General features: G+C 46.5%; 17 protein-coding genes. 10 read left to right on the top strand and 7 right to left on the bottom strand.

The features are described from left to right. Window positions 1–12 precede the first annotated feature (12 nt). Entirely contained in the window at window positions 13–552 is a 540-nt protein-coding gene (locus tag AB4161_RS09450; protein ID WP_010435321.1) for a PadR family transcriptional regulator, read from the top strand. 124 nt (window positions 553–676) lie between these two features. Here the strand turns inward: AB4161_RS09450 and metF are convergent, their stop codons facing one another. The 3 genes from metF to AB4161_RS09435 form a co-directional block, all read right to left on the bottom strand. Continuing rightward, window positions 677–1,576 (bottom strand): methylenetetrahydrofolate reductase, encoded by a 900-nt coding sequence (gene metF / locus AB4161_RS09445; protein WP_004729683.1) that lies wholly within the window; start codon window positions 1,574–1,576, stop codon window positions 677–679. A 297-nt stretch (window positions 1,577–1,873) separates the two neighbouring features. Further along, entirely contained in the window at window positions 1,874–4,285 is a 2,412-nt protein-coding gene (locus AB4161_RS09440) for a bifunctional aspartate kinase/homoserine dehydrogenase II (protein ID WP_102393042.1), read from the bottom strand. A gap of 2 nt (window positions 4,286–4,287) precedes the next feature. Then, window positions 4,288–5,469, bottom strand: coding sequence for an O-succinylhomoserine (thiol)-lyase (locus AB4161_RS09435; protein WP_372083262.1), 1,182 nt, complete (start codon window positions 5,467–5,469; stop codon window positions 4,288–4,290). Window positions 5,470–5,677: 208 nt separating this feature from the next. On the opposite strand from AB4161_RS09435, the gene metJ reads away from it, so the two are divergent. Further along, on the top strand, window positions 5,678–5,998 hold the full coding sequence (gene metJ / locus AB4161_RS09430) for a met regulon transcriptional regulator MetJ (protein ID WP_004415993.1): 321 nt from the start codon (window positions 5,678–5,680) through the stop codon (window positions 5,996–5,998). 166 nt (window positions 5,999–6,164) lie between these two features. On the opposite strand, the gene AB4161_RS09425 is transcribed toward metJ, so the two are convergent. Both AB4161_RS09425 and rpmE read right to left on the bottom strand, forming a co-directional pair. Next, the gene (locus tag AB4161_RS09425) at window positions 6,165–7,454 is read right to left on the bottom strand and encodes a malic enzyme-like NAD(P)-binding protein (RefSeq protein WP_372083261.1); all 1,290 of its coding nucleotides are present in this window, start codon (window positions 7,452–7,454) and stop codon (window positions 6,165–6,167) included. 334 nt (window positions 7,455–7,788) lie between these two features. Then, window positions 7,789–8,007, bottom strand: a complete 219-nt coding sequence (gene rpmE, locus AB4161_RS09420; protein WP_076656772.1) for a 50S ribosomal protein L31 — start codon at window positions 8,005–8,007, stop codon at window positions 7,789–7,791. A gap of 331 nt (window positions 8,008–8,338) precedes the next feature. Between rpmE and priA the strand changes: the two genes are divergently transcribed. From priA to AB4161_RS09405, 3 genes are all read left to right on the top strand, one after another. After that, window positions 8,339–10,540: a primosomal protein N' gene (gene priA, locus AB4161_RS09415; protein WP_372083260.1), complete on the top strand. Its 2,202-nt coding sequence runs from the start codon at window positions 8,339–8,341 to the stop codon at window positions 10,538–10,540. Window positions 10,541–10,780: 240 nt separating this feature from the next. Further along, complete coding sequence (cytR, locus tag AB4161_RS09410) at window positions 10,781–11,785, top strand: DNA-binding transcriptional regulator CytR (protein ID WP_017061147.1); 1,005 nt, start codon at window positions 10,781–10,783, stop codon at window positions 11,783–11,785. A 122-nt stretch (window positions 11,786–11,907) separates the two neighbouring features. Beyond that, entirely contained in the window at window positions 11,908–12,447 is a 540-nt protein-coding gene (locus AB4161_RS09405; protein ID WP_017061148.1) for an SPOR domain-containing protein, read from the top strand. A 108-nt stretch (window positions 12,448–12,555) separates the two neighbouring features. On the opposite strand, the gene AB4161_RS09400 is transcribed toward AB4161_RS09405, so the two are convergent. Further along, window positions 12,556–12,816: a hypothetical protein gene (locus tag AB4161_RS09400; RefSeq protein WP_017061149.1), complete on the bottom strand. Its 261-nt coding sequence runs from the start codon at window positions 12,814–12,816 to the stop codon at window positions 12,556–12,558. A gap of 298 nt (window positions 12,817–13,114) precedes the next feature. Here AB4161_RS09400 and hslV point away from each other — a divergent pair, with 298 nt between their 5' ends. The 4 genes from hslV (at window position 13,115) to rraA (ending at window position 16,727) form a co-directional block, all read left to right on the top strand. Then, the gene (gene hslV, locus AB4161_RS09395; RefSeq protein WP_004729692.1) at window positions 13,115–13,663 is read left to right on the top strand and encodes an ATP-dependent protease subunit HslV; all 549 of its coding nucleotides are present in this window, start codon (window positions 13,115–13,117) and stop codon (window positions 13,661–13,663) included. Between the two features lie 58 nt (window positions 13,664–13,721). Then, on the top strand, window positions 13,722–15,062 hold the full coding sequence (gene hslU / locus AB4161_RS09390) for an HslU--HslV peptidase ATPase subunit (RefSeq protein ID WP_372083259.1): 1,341 nt from the start codon (window positions 13,722–13,724) through the stop codon (window positions 15,060–15,062). 155 nt (window positions 15,063–15,217) lie between these two features. Then, window positions 15,218–16,135, top strand: a complete 918-nt coding sequence (locus AB4161_RS09385) for a 1,4-dihydroxy-2-naphthoate polyprenyltransferase (protein WP_017061151.1) — start codon at window positions 15,218–15,220, stop codon at window positions 16,133–16,135. Between the two features lie 73 nt (window positions 16,136–16,208). Continuing rightward, the gene (gene rraA, locus AB4161_RS09380) at window positions 16,209–16,727 is read left to right on the top strand and encodes a ribonuclease E activity regulator RraA (RefSeq protein WP_017061152.1); all 519 of its coding nucleotides are present in this window, start codon (window positions 16,209–16,211) and stop codon (window positions 16,725–16,727) included. A 97-nt stretch (window positions 16,728–16,824) separates the two neighbouring features. Here the strand turns inward: rraA and zapB are convergent, their stop codons facing one another. After that, entirely contained in the window at window positions 16,825–17,067 is a 243-nt protein-coding gene (gene zapB, locus AB4161_RS09375) for a cell division protein ZapB (RefSeq protein ID WP_008219652.1), read from the bottom strand. A 324-nt stretch (window positions 17,068–17,391) separates the two neighbouring features. On the opposite strand from zapB, the gene glpX reads away from it, so the two are divergent. Further along, on the top strand, window positions 17,392–18,399 hold the full coding sequence (gene glpX, locus AB4161_RS09370) for a class II fructose-bisphosphatase (protein WP_017061153.1): 1,008 nt from the start codon (window positions 17,392–17,394) through the stop codon (window positions 18,397–18,399). The last annotated feature ends 13 nt before the right edge of the window (window positions 18,400–18,412 follow it).

Below are 18,412 nucleotides of genomic sequence, written 5' to 3'. Positions count from 1 at the left end.
TGGATTTCAGACATGTCATTACCACACGTAATTCTAACCGTTTTAAGTACACGCGATGCTACTGGTTACGATATCACAAAAGAATTCTCCGCAAGCATTGGTTACTTCTGGAAAGCTAGCCATCAACAAGTTTACCGCGAGCTAAATAAAATGGCTCAGAACGACCAGGTAACTTGCGTGCTTGAGCCTCAAGAAGGCAAACCTGATCGTAAAGTTTACTCTATCACTGATGCTGGCCGTGGCGCGCTAGGTGAATGGTTTGAACAACCAACTGCACACCCAACCGTTCGTGACGAGTTCTCAGCTAAGCTAATGGCTTGTGCTGTACAACCTTCTGACGCTTACCGTGTACAACTTGCTGAGCTAGTCGAAGAGTCTCGCAAACTGGTTTCTCACTACAAAGAAATCGAAGCGGCTTACTACGCAACGCCATCTACACTAGACAAGCAAGCACGCCTAGAGCGTCTAACACTTCGTCGTAACCTACTTATCCGTGAAGCATGGATTGTATGGGCTGAAGAAGTACTGCTTGAACTTGGCGCTCTAGCTTAAGTTAAGCTAGAAAAGCAAAAGGCTTGAACTCTATGAGTCCAAGCCTTTTTTGTATCTATAGGATTTGAAATGTTACTGCCAGAGGCTTTTTACAAGTGCTTAGGCTTTATTTCTTAGACTTTGCTTAAAGCGCAGCGACTTGTGGACGAACGCCTAGCGTATGGCAAAGTGCATAAGTCATTTCTGCACGGTTTAGCGTATAGAAGTGGAAGTCTTTCACACCTTCACGGCTCAGCGTGCGAACCATATCAATTGCTTGGCTAGCACCTACTAACTGACGAGTGGTTGGATCATCATCCAAACCTTCAAACTGCTTCGCCATCCAGCCTGGTACTTTTACGTTATTCATCGCTGCAAAGCGCGACGCTTGCTTGAAGTTAGAAACCGGTAAGATGCCCGGAACAATCTCAACATCCACACCTGCCGCTACACAACGGTCACGAAAACGTAGGTAGCTTTCTACATCGAAGAAGAACTGAGTGATTGCACGGTTAGCACCCGCATCCACTTTACGCTTTAGGTTAATAAGGTCAGATTGAGCGCTTTTTGCTTCAGGGTGAACCTCAGGGAATGCCGCTACTGAGATATCAAAATCGTGGCGAGATTTAAGTAGCTCAACCAAATCAGATGCGTACATCTCTGGCGCGCCGCCGCCTGCTGGAATGTCACCACGCAGCGCAACAATACTCTCGATACCATTTGCCCAGTAATCGTCGGCAATTTGAATCAGCTCTTCGCGACTCGCATCAATACACGTTAGGTGCGGTGCAGCCACTAGGCCAGTTTGGTTCTTAATTTCTTTAATGATTGAGTGGGTACGGTCACGTTCGCCCGAGTTTGCACCGTAAGTTACTGATACAAACTTTGGTTGAAGTGTTTTAAGACGGTGAACAGAGTTCCACAGGGTCTCTTCCATCTTCTCACTGCTCGGTGGAAAAAACTCAAATGACACATTGATGTTGTCAGAAAGCTCAGCGATATTCTGATTTAAAGCGTCGATATGACTAGCGTGTGTGTATCCCATCTTACTCTCCCTGTGGCAAAAGCAACCACTAAAAACTCAAATCCTTAAACGACGTTTAGACGTCTATATGTCTGTAGAATGTATTGAATACGATTTAATGTCAACAGATCCATTATGAATTTTTCTCAAGTAGATCGTGAGTAAAACTCAAGTCGTTAGATGAGTCGCAAAGCAGAAATAATGTAGAAAAAAGGCTGAAAAACACATCGTGCTTTCAGCCTTATTTATCTTAGTGAATAGTATGCCATTTACGTACTAAAACAATTGATCTGAGTTTCAAACCAACCGATATGAGTATCAGAACAGGCTAGACATTCTGTTTAGGTCAGATTGAATTGCACCAGCTGTGACTTCACGTCCTGCACCCGGACCACGGATAACCAATGGATTATCTTTGTACCATTTGCTCTCAATCGCAAAGATATTGTCGCAAGGCAACAAGTTCGCCAGAGCATGTTCTTTAGACAGTGCTTCAACGCCTACGGTTGCCTTACCGTTCTTCTCCAAACGCGCTACGTAACGCAGAACTTTCTGTTGAGAGTGCGCTTTCTCTAAACGCTCAGCCAACTCTTCGCTCAGTACAGAAGCTTTGTCGAAGAAGTCATCTACTGATAGATCTTGCAGCTCTGCAGGCACGAGCGATTCCACTTTTACGTTTTCAGGTTCGATATCCAAACCGGATTCACGCGCCAGAATCACCAGCTTACGCATGACGTCTGAGCCATCAAGGTCAGCACGCGGGTCTGGTTCTGTCAGCCCTTGTTGCCACGCTAAGTCGACCAACTCGCTGAATGGCACGGTGCCATCAAACTGCTGGAACAACCAAGACAGCGTGCCTGAGAAGATGCCTGACAACGCAATGATGTCATCGCCGCTTTCTCGCAGGTCTCGTACTGTGTGGTTAATCGGTAAGCCTGCACCCACTGTCGCATTGTACAACCAATGACGGCTGATCTTAGCGAAAGCATCTTGTACTTGATGGTAATACTCGCTCGATGCAGAACCTGCCACCTTGTTCGCCGAGATTAGGTGAATACCTTGTTGTGCGATTTGCAGATACTTTGCTGCAAGCACTGGGCTTGCGGTGACATCGAGTACCACAGCTTCATCGTAACCCTGAATAGAACCCAAACGCTCTAACCAGTCGTTCCCATTGTTGGCAATCGCTTCATCGTCAAAACGCTTGCTCACTGAGGTCGCATCAATGCCTTGGTCATCGAACCAATAGGTTTGGCTATCAACCACTGCAACCAATTCAAAGTTCATTCCACGACGCTTTTCAAGTTCCGCTTTTTGCTCAGCAAACAGGTTTAACCAGCTTGAACCAATGTTGCCCTTACCACACAAGGCAATCGCAACACGCTTCTGCGCTTGGAACAGTTGAGAGTGAATGCCTTTCACTAGGCTTGATGTTTCGCTCTTACGAATCACAGCCACCAAGCTTAAGCCTGAGTTCGCTTCTGAGATGAACTCAACCGGCGAGCTCTTAAGCTGCTGGTAGAAACCGTAGCAATGGTTCGGGTTCTTAGTCACACCCGCACCCACGGCAGCAATCAGAGAGAAGCCTTCTTTGAGCTTAATCTCAGCTTCAATCGCATGGTCTTGTAGATATTCTAATGCACCACCAGCGATCTCTTCCGTGTAGGCAAGACGCAAGCAGTGTTGATCCGGTTCAAGCTCATAAGCCAGCGGCTCAAGTTGAGCACGCTTAAGCCCTTCAAGCACTTCACTCTCTAGACGGTCGAAATCATGGCCGTGACCAAAGGTCAGCTGCACGATAAGCACTTCATCCAGAGAGGTAATGATTTTTGCGCCACGACCCGATGCCAATACACGCTCTATCTGTGTAGAGCCCGCCTCCGGCTGATAGCTGCAGCGTAAGCTGAGATCCATAGCACTTTGAGCCACAGGCTGTAGCGTTCGGCTGTGAAGCACTGGAGCCGCTAGACGAGCGAGTTCACTCGCTTCATCAAGGCGAAGTAGAGGCAGTAGACACGCATCTGAAACCAGACGAGGGTCAGCGCTGTAAACGCCCGCCACATCACTCCAAATCGTCACGCGTTCAACTTCAGCCAAAGCACCGATCACGGTTGCTGAGTAATCTGAACCGTTGCGACCAAGCAGTACCGTTTCACCCTCGCAGTTCTGAGCCATAAAGCCAGTAATCACCACGCGGCAATGTGCATGCTGCGCCAGAGCTTCTTTAATCAGAGGGTAAGAACGTGCGCGGTCGACTTCAGGCTGAGCGCCCACTTCTGCACGTAAAAAGGCACGCGCATCTTGAGCAACCGCTTGTAAGTCATGCTGGCACAACAAAGCCGCGAGTAGACGTGAAGACCAAACCTCACCGTGTCCAAGCACTTTTGCTTTTTGTGCTTCGCTCAAGGGAGCCGTTAGCTCACCCAAAGCGGTAAATTCTTGTTGAATGGTTGCAGTAAGTTGTGCGGCTGATTCACCCTCAAGCAGTGCTTCAATCAGATCGAGTTGGAACTGACGAAGTGCTTGTAGGCATTCATGGGCAATACGACCATCTTTGTCGAGCGCTTCAACAAATTCAATCAAACGGTTGGTTGTTTTGCCTGCTGCCGATACCACCACCAAATCAGATGCTGATGAGTATTCTCTAAGAATGTTGACCACGCGTTGGTAACATTCAGGATTCGCTAAACTGCTGCCACCAAATTTATGTAGCTGGCGAAAGGTTGCCATTATTAACCCTCCCCTTCAGCGATAAAGCGCTGTGTTCTTTCAAACGCTTGCTTGAGGTCATCGATTAGGTCTTCTGCATCTTCAAGGCCAACAGATAGACGCAGTAGTTGCTGAGAAACACCCGCTTCTGCTAAGGCTTCTTCACCCATCGCGCGGTGAGTCATCGACGCAGGGTGACAAATCAGGCTTTCAACACCGCCCAATGATTCTGCCAAAGAAAACAGCTCTAACTTATCAACAAAGTATTTAAGCGCCTCGAATGAGCCCGCAAACTCAAAACTGAGCATGGAACCAAAGCCCGATTGCTGTTTCTTCGCGATATCATGACCCGGATGTTCAGGAAGGCTTGGGTGGTAAATAGTGCCAACAAGATCTTGTTGCTGCAGAGACGCTAGAATTTCACGTGAGCTTTCTTCGTGAACTCGCATACGCGCACCTAGCGTACGAATACCACGTAAAGTCATGTAGCTATCAAATGGCGTGCCGGTCGCACCAATACAGTTGCCCCACCATGCAAGCTCTTCCGCGTGTTCTTCTGTCTTAGTGACCACAACGCCACCAATAACATCTGAGTGTCCATTGATGTACTTAGTGGTTGAGTGGATAACAAAATCAGCACCCAGCTCTAAAGGCTTTTGGAACACAGGTGTCAAAAACGTGTTGTCGACAGCAACCAGAGCACCAACCTCTTTCGCTTTACGGCAAGTTTCTGCAATATCAACCACGCGAACCAGTGGATTCGATGGGGTTTCAATTAAGATCAACTTTGGCTTAAGCGCGAGCGCCGCATCCAGCGCTGCTTGATCCGATTGATCAACGAACAGAACTTTGAAGTCACCTTTTAGCGAGCGAGTGTTAAACAGACGGTAAGTACCGCCGTAGCAATCGTGCGGTGCAATAATAAGATCATCGCCGCCTAAGAAAGCCGAAACCCATAAGTTAAGCGCCGAAGTACCACAGTTAGTCACAACCGCGCCTTTGCCTGATTCAAGCTCAAACAGTGCCGTCTCTAATAAACCGCGGTTTGGGTTACCAGAACGGGTGTAATCGTACTTTGGCACTTCACCAAAAGCGGAAAACCCATAGTTAGTCGAAAGATAAATGGGTGGGACAACGGCATGGTGTTGCGTGTCTGACTCGATACCAGTACGTACTGCGATTGTTGCTGGCTTCCGGCTGCTCATAGGTGCTTCCTTACAAGTTTTGCGTCTGAGAATCACAGCGGCTTGTCGGCATTTTGCGGCTGTGTTAGATATATGTTATTCACTTTACTTTCATAAACGTGAGACGTCAACACTTCTAGACGTCTATATGTCTTTGCTTATGGCAGTAAATCCCGCTAAAATCACCACTATTAATTTATTCTAACAACTAAAGTGATGAAGGTACGCAATGGCCGACTGGAATGGTGAATACATAAGCCCATATGCTGAGCATGGAAAGAAAAGCGAACAAGTAAAGAAAATTACAGTTTCTATCCCTCTAAAAGTGTTAAAGGTTCTTACTGACGAGCGTACTCGCCGCCAGATTAATAACCTACGCCATGCAACAAACAGTGAGCTACTGTGCGAAGCCTTTCTACATGCGTACACAGGCCAACCACTACCAACGGATGAAGACCTTCGTAAAGACCGCCCAGACGATATTCCTGCTGAAGTGAAAAAGCTGATGACAGAGATGGGTATCGAGTTCGAAGCGTTTGACGAAGAATAAAAACAACTCAGTCACTGCCTTCATTATTGATTCGCTCTAGCTGAACCTTATTTATCACATCGCGCATAGCTTTTTATGATTGCGCTGTGAATGATAGACATAAAAAAACCGACTCCAGATGAGTCGGTTTTTTATTATTCTTTTTGGCTCAATAGAGCAACAGCTATTAAGCCATATAGTTAGCAGGCATCTCGATACGAGCTACGCCAGATTCAACAGCCGCTTCCGCAACTGCTCGTGCTACGCGAGGAAGTAGACGTGGGTCCATTGGCTTAGGAATGATGTAACCCTTACCGAACTCCAGTGCAGTCTCGCCCGCAGCTGCTAGTACTTCAGCTGGAACATCTTCTTTCGCCAGTTCACGAATCGCTTTAACCGCCGCTAGCTTCATTTCGTCATTAATTTCGCTCGCACGCACGTCTAGTGCACCACGGAAAATGAATGGGAAACAAAGTACGTTGTTTACTTGGTTAGGGTAATCACTGCGGCCTGTACCCATGATTAGGTCAGAACGAACTTCGTGTGCAAGCTCAGGCTTGATCTCTGGATCTGGGTTTGAACATGCAAACACAACAGGCTTATCAGCCATCAGCGTTAGTGCTTCAGCAGGCAGTAGATTCGGCCCCGATACACCCAAGAACAGGTCAGCGCCTTCGATAACATCTTCAAGCGTACGCTTATCAGTGTTATTTGCGAACAGCTCTTTGTATTCGTTTAGGTCATCACGACGAGTATGGATCACACCTTTACGGTCAAGCATGTAGATTTTTTCACGCTGAGCGCCACACTTAATCAGTAGTTCCATACAAGCAACCGCCGCTGCGCCAGCACCTAAACAAACGATCTTACACTCTTCAAGTTTCTTACCTTGAAGCTCGATCGCATTCAGCATACCCGCTGCCGTTACAATCGCAGTACCGTGTTGGTCATCGTGGAATACCGGAACATCACAACGCTCAATCAGGCGACGTTCAATCTCAAAACAGTCTGGTGCTTTGATGTCTTCCAGGTTAATACCGCCGAATGTATCTGCGATATTCGCAACTGTATCAACGAACTCATCGATTGTGCGGTGTTTTACTTCAATATCGATAGAATCTAAACCAGCAAAACGCTTAAACAGGAGCGCTTTGCCTTCCATAACAGGTTTAGAAGCAATAGGGCCAAGGTTACCTAGGCCAAGAATCGCTGTACCGTTAGAGATAACTGCAACCATGTTGCCTTTACCTGTGTACTTATAAACGTTATCAACGTTCTGTGCGATCTCGCGAACAGGCTCAGCCACGCCTGGGCTGTATGCAAGTGCTAGGTCTTCTGCAGAGTTTGCAGGCTTCGTCAGTTCTACGGCAATTTTGCCTGGAATTGGGAACTCATGGTAATCAAGAGCTTGCTGACGGAATTGTTCTTGAGGTGATAATTCTTGAGAGGATTGAGCTTGGCTGCTGTCTTCAGACATAGGTGTAGGTTCCTAGGATATTATTATTTGGGGGATCTTGTTCATGTTAATGGATGTACTTCAAAGTTCCTAGGTGGTTGGAGCCTCTGTCTCATTAAAAAACGAGATTTCACTACTAATAAGACCAGTGAGCAGTTGAAATTACTGTCGCTTGTTGAACTTTCGAGCTGAATTTTGGTGAAGAGAGATACGCAAGGAATTGCCCTGAAATAGAATAGAGAGGCAACTTATCGTTGGGTGAGAGTGATGCTTGAATAGAAGTCAGTGCTTTCTCAAATTACAGGCAACAAAAAAGGACACCGAAGTGTCCTTTTTCATGTCTAAATAGCGAGAATTACTTCTTGCTAGAAAGAGCACCGAAACGCTTGTTGAAGCGATCAACACGGCCGCCAGTATCTACGATACGTTGCTTACCAGTGTAGAACGGGTGACATTTGTCACATACGTCTAGGTGGATTGATTCTTTTGCTAGCGTTGAGTTGAACTCAAATGTGTTGCCGCAAGAACAAGTTGCAGAAACTGCTTTGTATTCTGGGTGGATTCCAGCTTTCATGGGATAACCTCAAGTAGGCCGTGTCGCTATACGATTCTAAGCCGCACACCACACGTAGTTTAAAAAAGAAATAAAGACACCGCATCGACACAAAAGAGTGATGAAGCCATACCTTTAAGGCGCAGTATAGTAATGAATCTAAAAGGCAGGATCAACTGATTTGATACATTTTTCACCAATTCTCTCTTTATTTCCTTTATCGCCCTGAGATTTCGAGCTGTCGTTGTCTGTATACGTTAACTCGCCGCCTTCATCCAAACTGCTTCTCGAATTTAACCGCCTTATCCTTTAGACTGTTCGCTCTCGTCAACTCAGATAAAGCCGTCCCTTTATGCGTCCAATGATTGCCCGCGTGGCACTGCCTGTTCCACTCGACAAGCAGTTCGATTACAAGATTCCTAGCCATCTATTTCCGATTATTGGTGGACGAGTCTCTGTGCCTTTTGGACGACAAACCTTAACCGGTATTGTAACGGCTCTGGTTAACGAATCTGAATTCGAGCTAGACAAGCTCAAACCCATTAAAGCCTTATTAGACAACCAACCCGTTTGGCCGGAATCTGTCTATTCACTGTTAATGTGGTGCAGTCAATTTTATCAGTACCCTCTTGGCGAGACCTTTGCTAACGCCCTTCCGAGCGCTCTAAGAAAAGGCAAAGCCGCCGACTTCGCAACGCTGGTTGAGTGGCAGTTAACTCCATCAGGCAAAGACCAACTGATGCAAGGTTTTGGTCGCGCAGTCAAACAAGCCAAAGTGATGCACATGCTTGAGCACGGCCCCGTTCCCCATCAAGAGTTCATTGATGAAGAAGTTGGCAGCGCCGTACTCAAGACACTAGAAGAGAAAGGCTGGATTGAATCGGTAGAGAAAAAGCCGAAGCGTCAGGCGTGGCCAGTTGATCTTGAAAACGACCAAGACAAACCTAAGCTCAATGCTGAACAAGCCATCGCGATTGCGACCGTAAATAGCCAAACCGACTTTGGTTGTTTCCTGTTAGAAGGCGTCACTGGCTCAGGTAAGACCGAGGTTTACCTGAATATGATTAAGCCGATTCTCGATCAAGGTAAACAAGCGTTAGTACTCGTGCCTGAGATTGGCCTCACCCCTCAAACAATTAACCGCTTTAAACGACGCTTTAATGTGCCTGTTGAGGTTATCCACTCAGGTTTAAACGATTCTGAGCGACTGAATGCTTGGTTATCGGCGCGTGATAAAATAGCGGGCATCGTGATTGGTACCCGTTCGGCTCTGTTCACGCCGTTTGCGGATCTGGGCATTATCATTGTCGATGAAGAACACGACGCCTCTTATAAACAGCAAGATAGCCTGCGCTACCACGCTCGAGATGTGGCGATCATGCGTGCTCATAAAGCACAGATTCCAATAGTGTTAGGCTCGGCGACTCCGGCCTTTGAAACACTGCACAACGCTCAGATTGGTAAATACAGTTATCTCACCCTTACTTCACGTGCGGGTGTTGCACTGCCAACCACCAATAAAGTGCTAGATGTAAAAGGTGAATACCTAGAAAGCGGCTTGTCTGCGTCATTGATTGCAGAGATGCAACGACACCTAAAATCTGGCAACCAAGTGATGTTGTTTCTCAACCGCCGAGGATTTTCTCCGGCATTGATGTGTCACGATTGTGGTTGGACAGCCGAGTGTAAGCGCTGTGATGCGTACTATACCTACCATCAATACAGTAATGAAATGCGCTGCCACCATTGTGGCTCGCAACAGCATATCGTGCACAATTGCCAAGGTTGTGGGTCTGCGAACTTAGTGACTGTGGGTGTCGGTACCGAGCAGTTAGAGGCTCAGCTTGGCCAACTATTCCCTGAATACAAAACCATTCGTATTGACCGTGACAGCACCCGCCGTAAAGGCAGCTTAGAAAGCGCACTAGAGTCGATTCGTAAGGGGGAATATCAAATTCTTATCGGTACGCAGATGCTTGCTAAGGGCCACCATTTCCCTGATGTGACACTCGTGGCGTTATTGGATGTCGATGGCTCTTTATACAGCAGTGACTTCCGAGCCTCTGAGCGTCTTGCTCAGCTTTTTATTCAAGTGGCTGGTCGTGCAGGTCGTGCTAGTAAGCCAGGTGAGGTGATCTTACAAACGCACCACCCAGAACACGGGCTGCTGCAGGCGCTACTACATAAAGATTATAACCACTTTGCTCAAACGGCCTTGGCAGAGCGTAAACAGGCTATGTTGCCACCTTATACCTTTATGACGCTGTTTAGAGCAGAAGCGAACGACACGCGCTTGGTGGAAGAGTTCTTACGTCAAGTTCGTCACACATTGGAATCGCACCCGCTGTTTGATCAATATTGCATGGTGTTAGGGCCAACCCCGGCTCCGTTAGCAAAACGAGCGGGCAAATCTCGCTGGCAGTTAATCTTACAAACTCAGACGCGCTCGTTAATGCAGAAGCTATTAATGAGTGCCAAGCCGGCCATCAATATGTTACCTGCTGCGAAAAAAGTCCGTTGGTCACTCGATATTGAGCCGCAAGATTTGAGCTAAACCCACTTGGGTTAAAACTAACGATAAGTTTGTTCACAAATATTTCATATTTATCGTGAGCAACTTCACACTAGTCATGTGATTTTTGTTAATCTAGCCGTAACTTTACACGGATTAAACGAATAAAATATTGCAATAAAAAAAGTGTTAGCAACACTTTCATAATATCTATTCGATTACATTTATTATTCACGCCTTAGATGCTTAGGCGGCAAAGGAACTTAAAAGAGGGTTTAATTTATGGCGACAATGAAGGATGTTGCCCAGCTAGCAGGCGTCTCAACAGCCACGGTATCACGTGCATTGATGAACCCTGAGAAAGTCTCAGTTTCGACTCGCAAACGAGTGGAAACAGCAGTACTTGAAGCTGGATACTCACCCAATACATTAGCTAGAAACTTACGTCGCAACGAATCAAAAACCATCATCACTATTGTTCCTGATATCTGTGACCCTTATTTCGCCGAGATCATTCGTGGTATCGAAGATGCCGCAGTAGAAAATGATTACCTTGTTCTACTGGGTGATAGCGGCCAGCAAAAGAAGCGCGAGTCTTCGTTTGTTAACTTAGTTTTCACCAAACAAGCCGACGGCATGTTGCTGCTGGGTACTGACCATCCGTTTGATGTCAGCAAACCTGAACAAAAGAATTTACCGCCGATGGTAATGGCGTGTGAGTTTGCCCCTGAGCTTGAACTGCCTACGGTACACATCGATAACCTGACCTCTGCCTTTGAAGCGGTGAACTACCTAGCTCAGTTAGGTCATAAGCGTATTGCTCAAATTTCAGGACCAGTATCGGCAACACTGTGTAAGTTCCGCCAACAAGGCTACCAGCAAGCGCTGCGTCGCGCCGGAGTCTCAATGAATCCAGCCTATAGCACGGTCGGTGACTTCACCTTTGAAGCGGGCGCTCAAGCGGTTCGTCAATTACTGGCACTTCCTGAACAACCTACAGCTATCTTCTGTCACAACGATGCGATGGCGATTGGTGCGATTCAAGAAACGAAGAAGCTGGGCTTGCGCGTTCCTCAAGACCTATCGATTGTCGGCTTCGATGACATCCAATTCGCTCAATACTGCGATCCACCGCTAACCACCATTTCTCAGCCTCGTTATGAGATTGGACGCCAAGCGATGTTGATGATGCTTGATCTATTAAAAGGCAACGATGTGCAAGCAGGTTCGCGTCTGCTTGAAGCTAAATTAGTGGTTCGAGGCAGTACAGCGCCACCTCGAATATAACCCTTAGAAATACCCTTATAAATCTGCGGCACATTTTGATGTGCCGCTTCCATTTCTGCACTATTATCCTCGCGCAATCTGGATTACCATGAGGGCAGAATCAGCAACTATTGAATTGTCTTGTGGCTAATAGAGATTATGTAAAGCGCGGTCGTGGCACGAAAAAACCGACCAAAAAACAAGCCCCTCGCCGTAAACCTTGGCGCAGTGGTCTTTTGGCGATCCTCCTTGCCGGTGGTTTTGGTTACGGACTTTACCTATTGAGTAATGATCCTGAGCCGCCTGCACCAACGCCTGTGGCAACCAAACCAAAACCTAAGCCAAAACCAGCGAAAGTGATTCCGCCGCCTCCTGAAGAGAAGTGGGACTACGTTGAAACGCTGCCAAGCCGCGAGATTGAAGTAAAAGCCAAAGAGCAACAGATCTCTAAGATCCCTTACATCATGCAGTGTGGCGCTTACAAAACCTCGTCGCAGGCAGAAGCACGTAAGTTGGATATTGCCTTCCAAGGTATCTCAAGTGAGATCCGCAAGAAAGATGGCAGTAGCTGGTACCGTGTGGTTTTAGGGCCATACAAGTTGAAGCGTGACGCAGAACGCGATCGCCATAAGCTGCAACGAGCGAAAATTGAACCTTGCGCTATTTGGAAAGACGGGTCTTAATCAACTCAATATATAATAGGGGGAAGAGGATTCCCCCTATTGCTGTTTGAAAGCGTTCAATAGTTCATCGCACAAGCAATACCAGTATGTTAATCAAAAGAGTGCGTTTTAACGAAACTGAGGTACTTGTTCGTAGTACTCAAGCCCAAAGTCAGTCAGGTAGACCTGCTCCTTATTTATCTCGATGTAACCAAAAAAATCCAAGTGCGCTAAAACGTTAGGAAATGGACGTTTAAGAAAAACGTTGACCGAGTTTTTTAGATGTTCTGTTGAACACTCGCCCGCCTCCTGATACATCAGATGATGCAGTATAGACAGCTCATCCAGATCCATATCTCTATTAAAAAAACTGATATTGTCACTATTCATCACACTACTCCTTATGCAGTGAATACCACTGATTAGTGAACATCATTCCTTATAAATCAAACAAAAAGTGTTAACCATTTCACGTTAGAAATTTGTTTTATCTTTTTTTATATTTATCACAAACTATTAACCCACCAACCCTTGCCACACATAGGCTCAACAGGTAATGGATGTTTGAAACAACTGGTAACATTTAGTTTTTTTGATATGACATACCATTAAAAGTGGCACTTGAATTCATGATAGTGGAGCCACATATAAGTAGTAACCATAAATAATAATCAAAAGAGGTCGACTCGTGACTACCATTGTATCTGTACGTCGTAATAATAAAGTCGTCATCGCGGGTGATGGACAAGTATCTCTGGGCAATACAGTAATGAAGGGCAACGCCCGTAAAGTACGTCGCCTATACAACAACAAAGTACTGGCCGGTTTTGCTGGCGGTACGGCTGATGCTTTCACGCTATTCGAAAAATTTGAAAGCAAGCTGCAAATGCACCAAGGCCATCTCACCAAAGCGGCAGTTGAGCTAGCGAAGGATTGGCGTAGCGACCGTGCTCTACGTAAGTTAGAAGCACTGTTAGCAGTAGCGGATGAGACCGCTTCACTGATCATCACAGGTAACGGTGACGTAGTTCAACCTGAGAACGACCTGATTGCGATCGGTTCGGGCGGAAACTTCGCTCAAGCAGCCGCTACTGCACTATTAGAAAATACTGATTTAGATGCGCGTGAAATCGCAGAAAAGTCGCTGAACATTGCAGGCGACATCTGTGTCTTCACCAACCATCACCACACTATTGAAGAACTAGAAAGCACCGTTGAGCTGCCAAAGCCAGAGTAACGACCGCTTCCATCAATAACGTTGTATTCAACAGTGATTAAAGAATTAAGGAAAAACCATGTCTGAGATGACTCCTCGCGAAATTGTTCACGAACTCAATCGCCACATTATCGGCCAAGACAACGCTAAGCGCTCAGTGGCTATCGCTCTTCGTAACCGCTGGCGCCGTATGCAGCTTGAAGAAAGCCTACGTGTTGAAGTATCGCCAAAAAACATCCTGATGATTGGCCCAACGGGTGTAGGTAAAACTGAAATCGCTCGCCGCCTAGCGAAATTAGCAAACGCGCCTTTCATCAAGGTAGAAGCGACTAAGTTCACCGAAGTGGGTTACGTTGGTAAAGAAGTTGAAACCATCATCCGTGATCTAACGGACGTTGCGATCAAGATGACGCACCAACAAGCGATGGAAAAAGTACAATACCGCGCTGAAGAACAAGCTGAAGAACGCATTCTTGATGCCCTTCTACCACCAGCGCGTGATGCTTGGGGTCAGAACGAGCAATCAACTGAAGACACAACCTCTTCAAACACTCGTCAGATTTTCCGCAAGAAACTGCGTGAAGGTAAGCTAGATGACAAAGAGATTGAAGTTGATGTAGCCGCACCGCAAATGGGCGTTGAAATCATGTCACCTCCAGGCATGGAAGAGATGACAAACCAGCTGCAAGGCATGTTCCAAAACCTAGCGGGCGACACCAAGAAAAAGCGTAAGATGAAAATCAAAGACGCATTCAAAGCACTGACGGAAGAAGAAGCTGCGAAGCTTGTGAACCAAGAAGAGCTGAAAGAGAACGCGATCTTCAACGCTGAAAACAACGGCATCGTATTCATCGATGAGATCGACAAAATCTGTAAGCGTGGCGACAGTTCAGGCCCAGATGTATCTCGCGAAGGTGTTCAGCGTGACCTACTGCCTCTTATCGAAGGCAGCACAGTATCAACCAAGCACGGTATGGTTAAAACTGACCACATCTTGTTTATCACATCAGGCGCATTCCAAGTGGCTAAGCCATCTGACCTGATCCCTGAGCTACAAGGTCGTCTACCAATCCGCGTAGAACTTGAAGCACTATCAGCACATGACTTCAAACGCATCCTAACTGAGCCAAAAGCATCTCTAACAGAGCAATACATTGCCCTAATGAAAACAGAAGATGTCAACATTGAGTTCACTGAAGATGGCATCAACCAGATTGCGGACGCAGCATGGCGCGTAAACGAAACCACTGAGAACATCGGTGCGCGTCGTCTACACACAGTGATGGAGCGTCTAATGGATGAGATTTCATTCGAAGCAACAGACAAAGCTGGCAGCAAGCTAGTGATTGATGAAGCTTACGTAACATCGAAACTTGGCGAATTCGTTGAAGACGAAGACCTAAGCAGCTTCATCCTGTAGCACACCAAACTCTAACTTATTGCTCTATCTCAAAGAAATAGCAGCTAATAAGCGAATTCAAGGCCCACTTTCGAGTGGGCTTTTTATTACCCGAAAAATGGGCGTATACTCAAATCACAGTATGAAACGAAGACTTACAAAGAATTAGACCTACGATGAAACAATCTCTACTGATCTGGCTTGATGCCGCACGACCAAAAACTCTGCCTCTCGCACTTGTCTCTATTCTTACAGGAAGTAGTTTAGCGTTCGCCGGTGGTCAGTTTTCTTTATCGATAGCCCTACTGGCATTTTTAACCGCCACCCTATTACAGATTTTATCGAACCTAGCCAATGACTATGGCGACGCCGTAAAAGGCACAGACAACGAAAATCGTCTGGGGCCAACACGTGCCATGCAATCTGGCGCGGTAACAGCGAAAACCATGAAGCAAGCGATCATCCTCAACATCGTGTTTACTATGGTCGCTGGGCTGATTCTTATTTTTCATGCCTTAACCTCGATTGAAAGTATCTTATCTTTCATTGCGTTAGGCATATTAGCCATTGTTGCTGCCATCGCTTATACCGTCGGTAATAAGCCTTATGGCTATATTGGCCTTGGCGACTTATCGGTATTTATCTTCTTCGGTTTATTAGGTGTTTCAGGGACTTACTTCTTGCACACTGGCCATGTTGAACCAAGCCTATTCCTTCCGGCATTGGGCTGTGGCTTGATGGCGGTTGCGGTACTCAATATCAACAACATGCGTGATATCGAAAACGACAGCGAATGTGGTAAGCGCACCATGGCGGTTCGCCTAGGACAACGCAAAGCCAAACACTATCATTTTGCTCTGCTTGGCCTCGCCCTTGCGTCTTTCGCTATCTACCTGCTTATTCAAGAAAAACCGGTCTGGATCAGCCTGCCGTTTTTGCTGAGCATTATTATTGTTTACAAGCATGGCAAAGCCGTTTGGGAAACCGAAAAGCCAGCGCAAATTGCACCAATGATGCCCGTGATTGTGAAATGCTCACTGGTCACTAACCTATTGTTTGCAGGGGTTGTCGTAGCTCAAACTCTATTGAGTTAAATGAGACTAATCATTGCAAAGGGATCAAGCGCCGATATACTCAAAGTAAGCTCATTGTTCAAAAGGTATACTAATGGAATACAACACTTCAGCACTGTGCGACATATATTTGGATCAAGTTGATGTCGTGGAGCCAATGTTCAGCAACTTCGGTGGACGTGCATCCTTCGCAGGACAGATCACGACATTAAAGTGTTTTGAAGACAACGCTTTGATTCGCTCTGTACTAGAGCAAGACGGTCTGGGGCGTGTGTTGTTAATCGATGGGGGCGGCTCACTACGTAAAGCGCTGATCGATGCTGAGATAGCCCTACTTGCCGAAGACAATGAGTGGGAAGGGATTGTGGTTTACGGGTGCGTTCGTGAAGTCGATGAGCTTGAAGACATGAACCTAGGTATCCAAGCCTTGGCTTCTATCCCTGTTGGTGCGAGCCAAGAAGGTGTCGGTGAATTAGACGTTCCAGTGAACTTTGGCAGCGTGACCTTCTTACCTGAAGATTACCTCTACGCAGACAACACTGGCATCATTCTTTCTGCCGAACCTCTAGATGTAGAACTCGATTTGGATGTCGAGGAAGAAGACGTCGAGTAACTCTCACTCAGCTTCAAATAATAAAACAAATCATAAGAACACAAACAAAAACGCCCGCTACTGAGTAGCGGGCGTTTTTTTAAATCTGAAGAGTCGATTACTCTACTTCATCCATTTTACCAAGAAGGTTACGGATGCGATCTTGCCATGCTGAATGCTCTTCCTGCATTTGCTGAGTTTTTTGCTCTAGCTCGTGACGGCTTGCTTTAAGCTCACCAGCTTCTGTTGCTAGTGCTTGTTTCTCTTCTTTAAGCTCTTCCACTTCCATTTGAAGAAGTGCAATTGTATCTACTGCTGTTTGAATTTTTGCTTCTAGCTGCTCTAGTACTTCAAAAGACATTCTGGCCTACCTTTAAGTTATCCGTTTGATGGTGAAGGTTCACTCCACTTATTTCCCCATTCTACTCAGCAGAGCAAGGATAAACACTCAATATATTCGATATTTTGCGCCATTCGATGAAAAAAACAGCACTTTTTACCGAATATTGACGTGAACGATTACCGCCACAACGGCAAACCGATTATTTTGATGAATAATAACTGTTTTCCACTGCGAATTGATCGAGAGCAATCTCCAAAAAACAAAAAGGCAAACGTTTCCTTTTGGATATGGTAAAATTCGCCGCGAAATTTCTATTCCCCCTTTGAAAATTTTGGAGTCCGCATGAAACGCGATTTAGCAATGTCATTCTCTCGTGTCACAGAAGGTGCAGCACTAGCTGGTTACAAGTGGCTTGGCCGTGGCGATAAAAACGCTGCAGATGGCGCTGCTGTAGAAGTAATGCGTAGCCTATTAAACAAAACCGAAATTAGCGGTGAGATTGTTATCGGCGAAGGTGAAATCGATGATGCACCTATGCTATACATCGGCGAAAACGTAGGTGTGGGCGGCGACGCTGTCGACATCGCAGTTGACCCAATTGAAGGGACACGCATGACAGCAATGGGCCAATCAAATGCATTGGCTGTATTGGCTGCGGGCGAAAAAGGCAGCTTCCTTAAAGCGCCTGATATGTACATGGAAAAGTTGGTTGTTGGCCCTGGCGCTAAAGGCGTGATTGACCTAGAACTGCCACTAACAGAAAACCTAGAAAACATCGCTAAAGCACTAGGTAAAACACTTGATACTCTAGTCGTAACCACGCTTGCTAAGCCTCGTCATGATCAAGTCATCGCCGACATGCAAGCAATGGGCGTTCGTGTATTTGCTGTGCCAGACGGTGATGTTGCGGCTTCTATCTTAACCTGTATGCCAGACAGTGAAGTAGACGTCATGTACTGCATCGGCGGCGCACCTGAAGGTGTGGTCTCGGCGGCGGTAATTCGCGCACTCGACGGTGACATGCACGGTCGTCTTCTACCTCGCCACGAAGTGAAAGGCGACACAGAAGAGAACCGCAAGCACGGTGAACTTGAACTTGAGCGCTGCGCAGAAATGGGCGTAACGGCGGGTATCGTATTGAAGATGGAAGACATGGCACGCAGCGACAACGTTGTATTCTCAGCAACAGGCATCACTAAGGGTGACTTGCTAGAAGGTATTTCTCGTCAAGGTAATATCGCAACCACAGAAACCCTGCTTATCCGTGGCCGCTGCCGTACAATTCGCCGCATCAAATCTATCCACTACCTAGAGCGTAAAGATCCAGAAGTAGTAGGTCATATCCTGTAAGCCTAAATTCGGT

Origin of the sequence: Vibrio sp. 10N.286.51.E5 (assembly GCF_041469125.1) — a bacterium.
Classification (GTDB): domain Bacteria; phylum Pseudomonadota; class Gammaproteobacteria; order Enterobacterales; family Vibrionaceae; genus Vibrio; species Vibrio crassostreae_C.
Note: the sequence above shows the minus strand (reverse complement) of the source record. Positions and strands in the feature narration are given on the sequence as shown.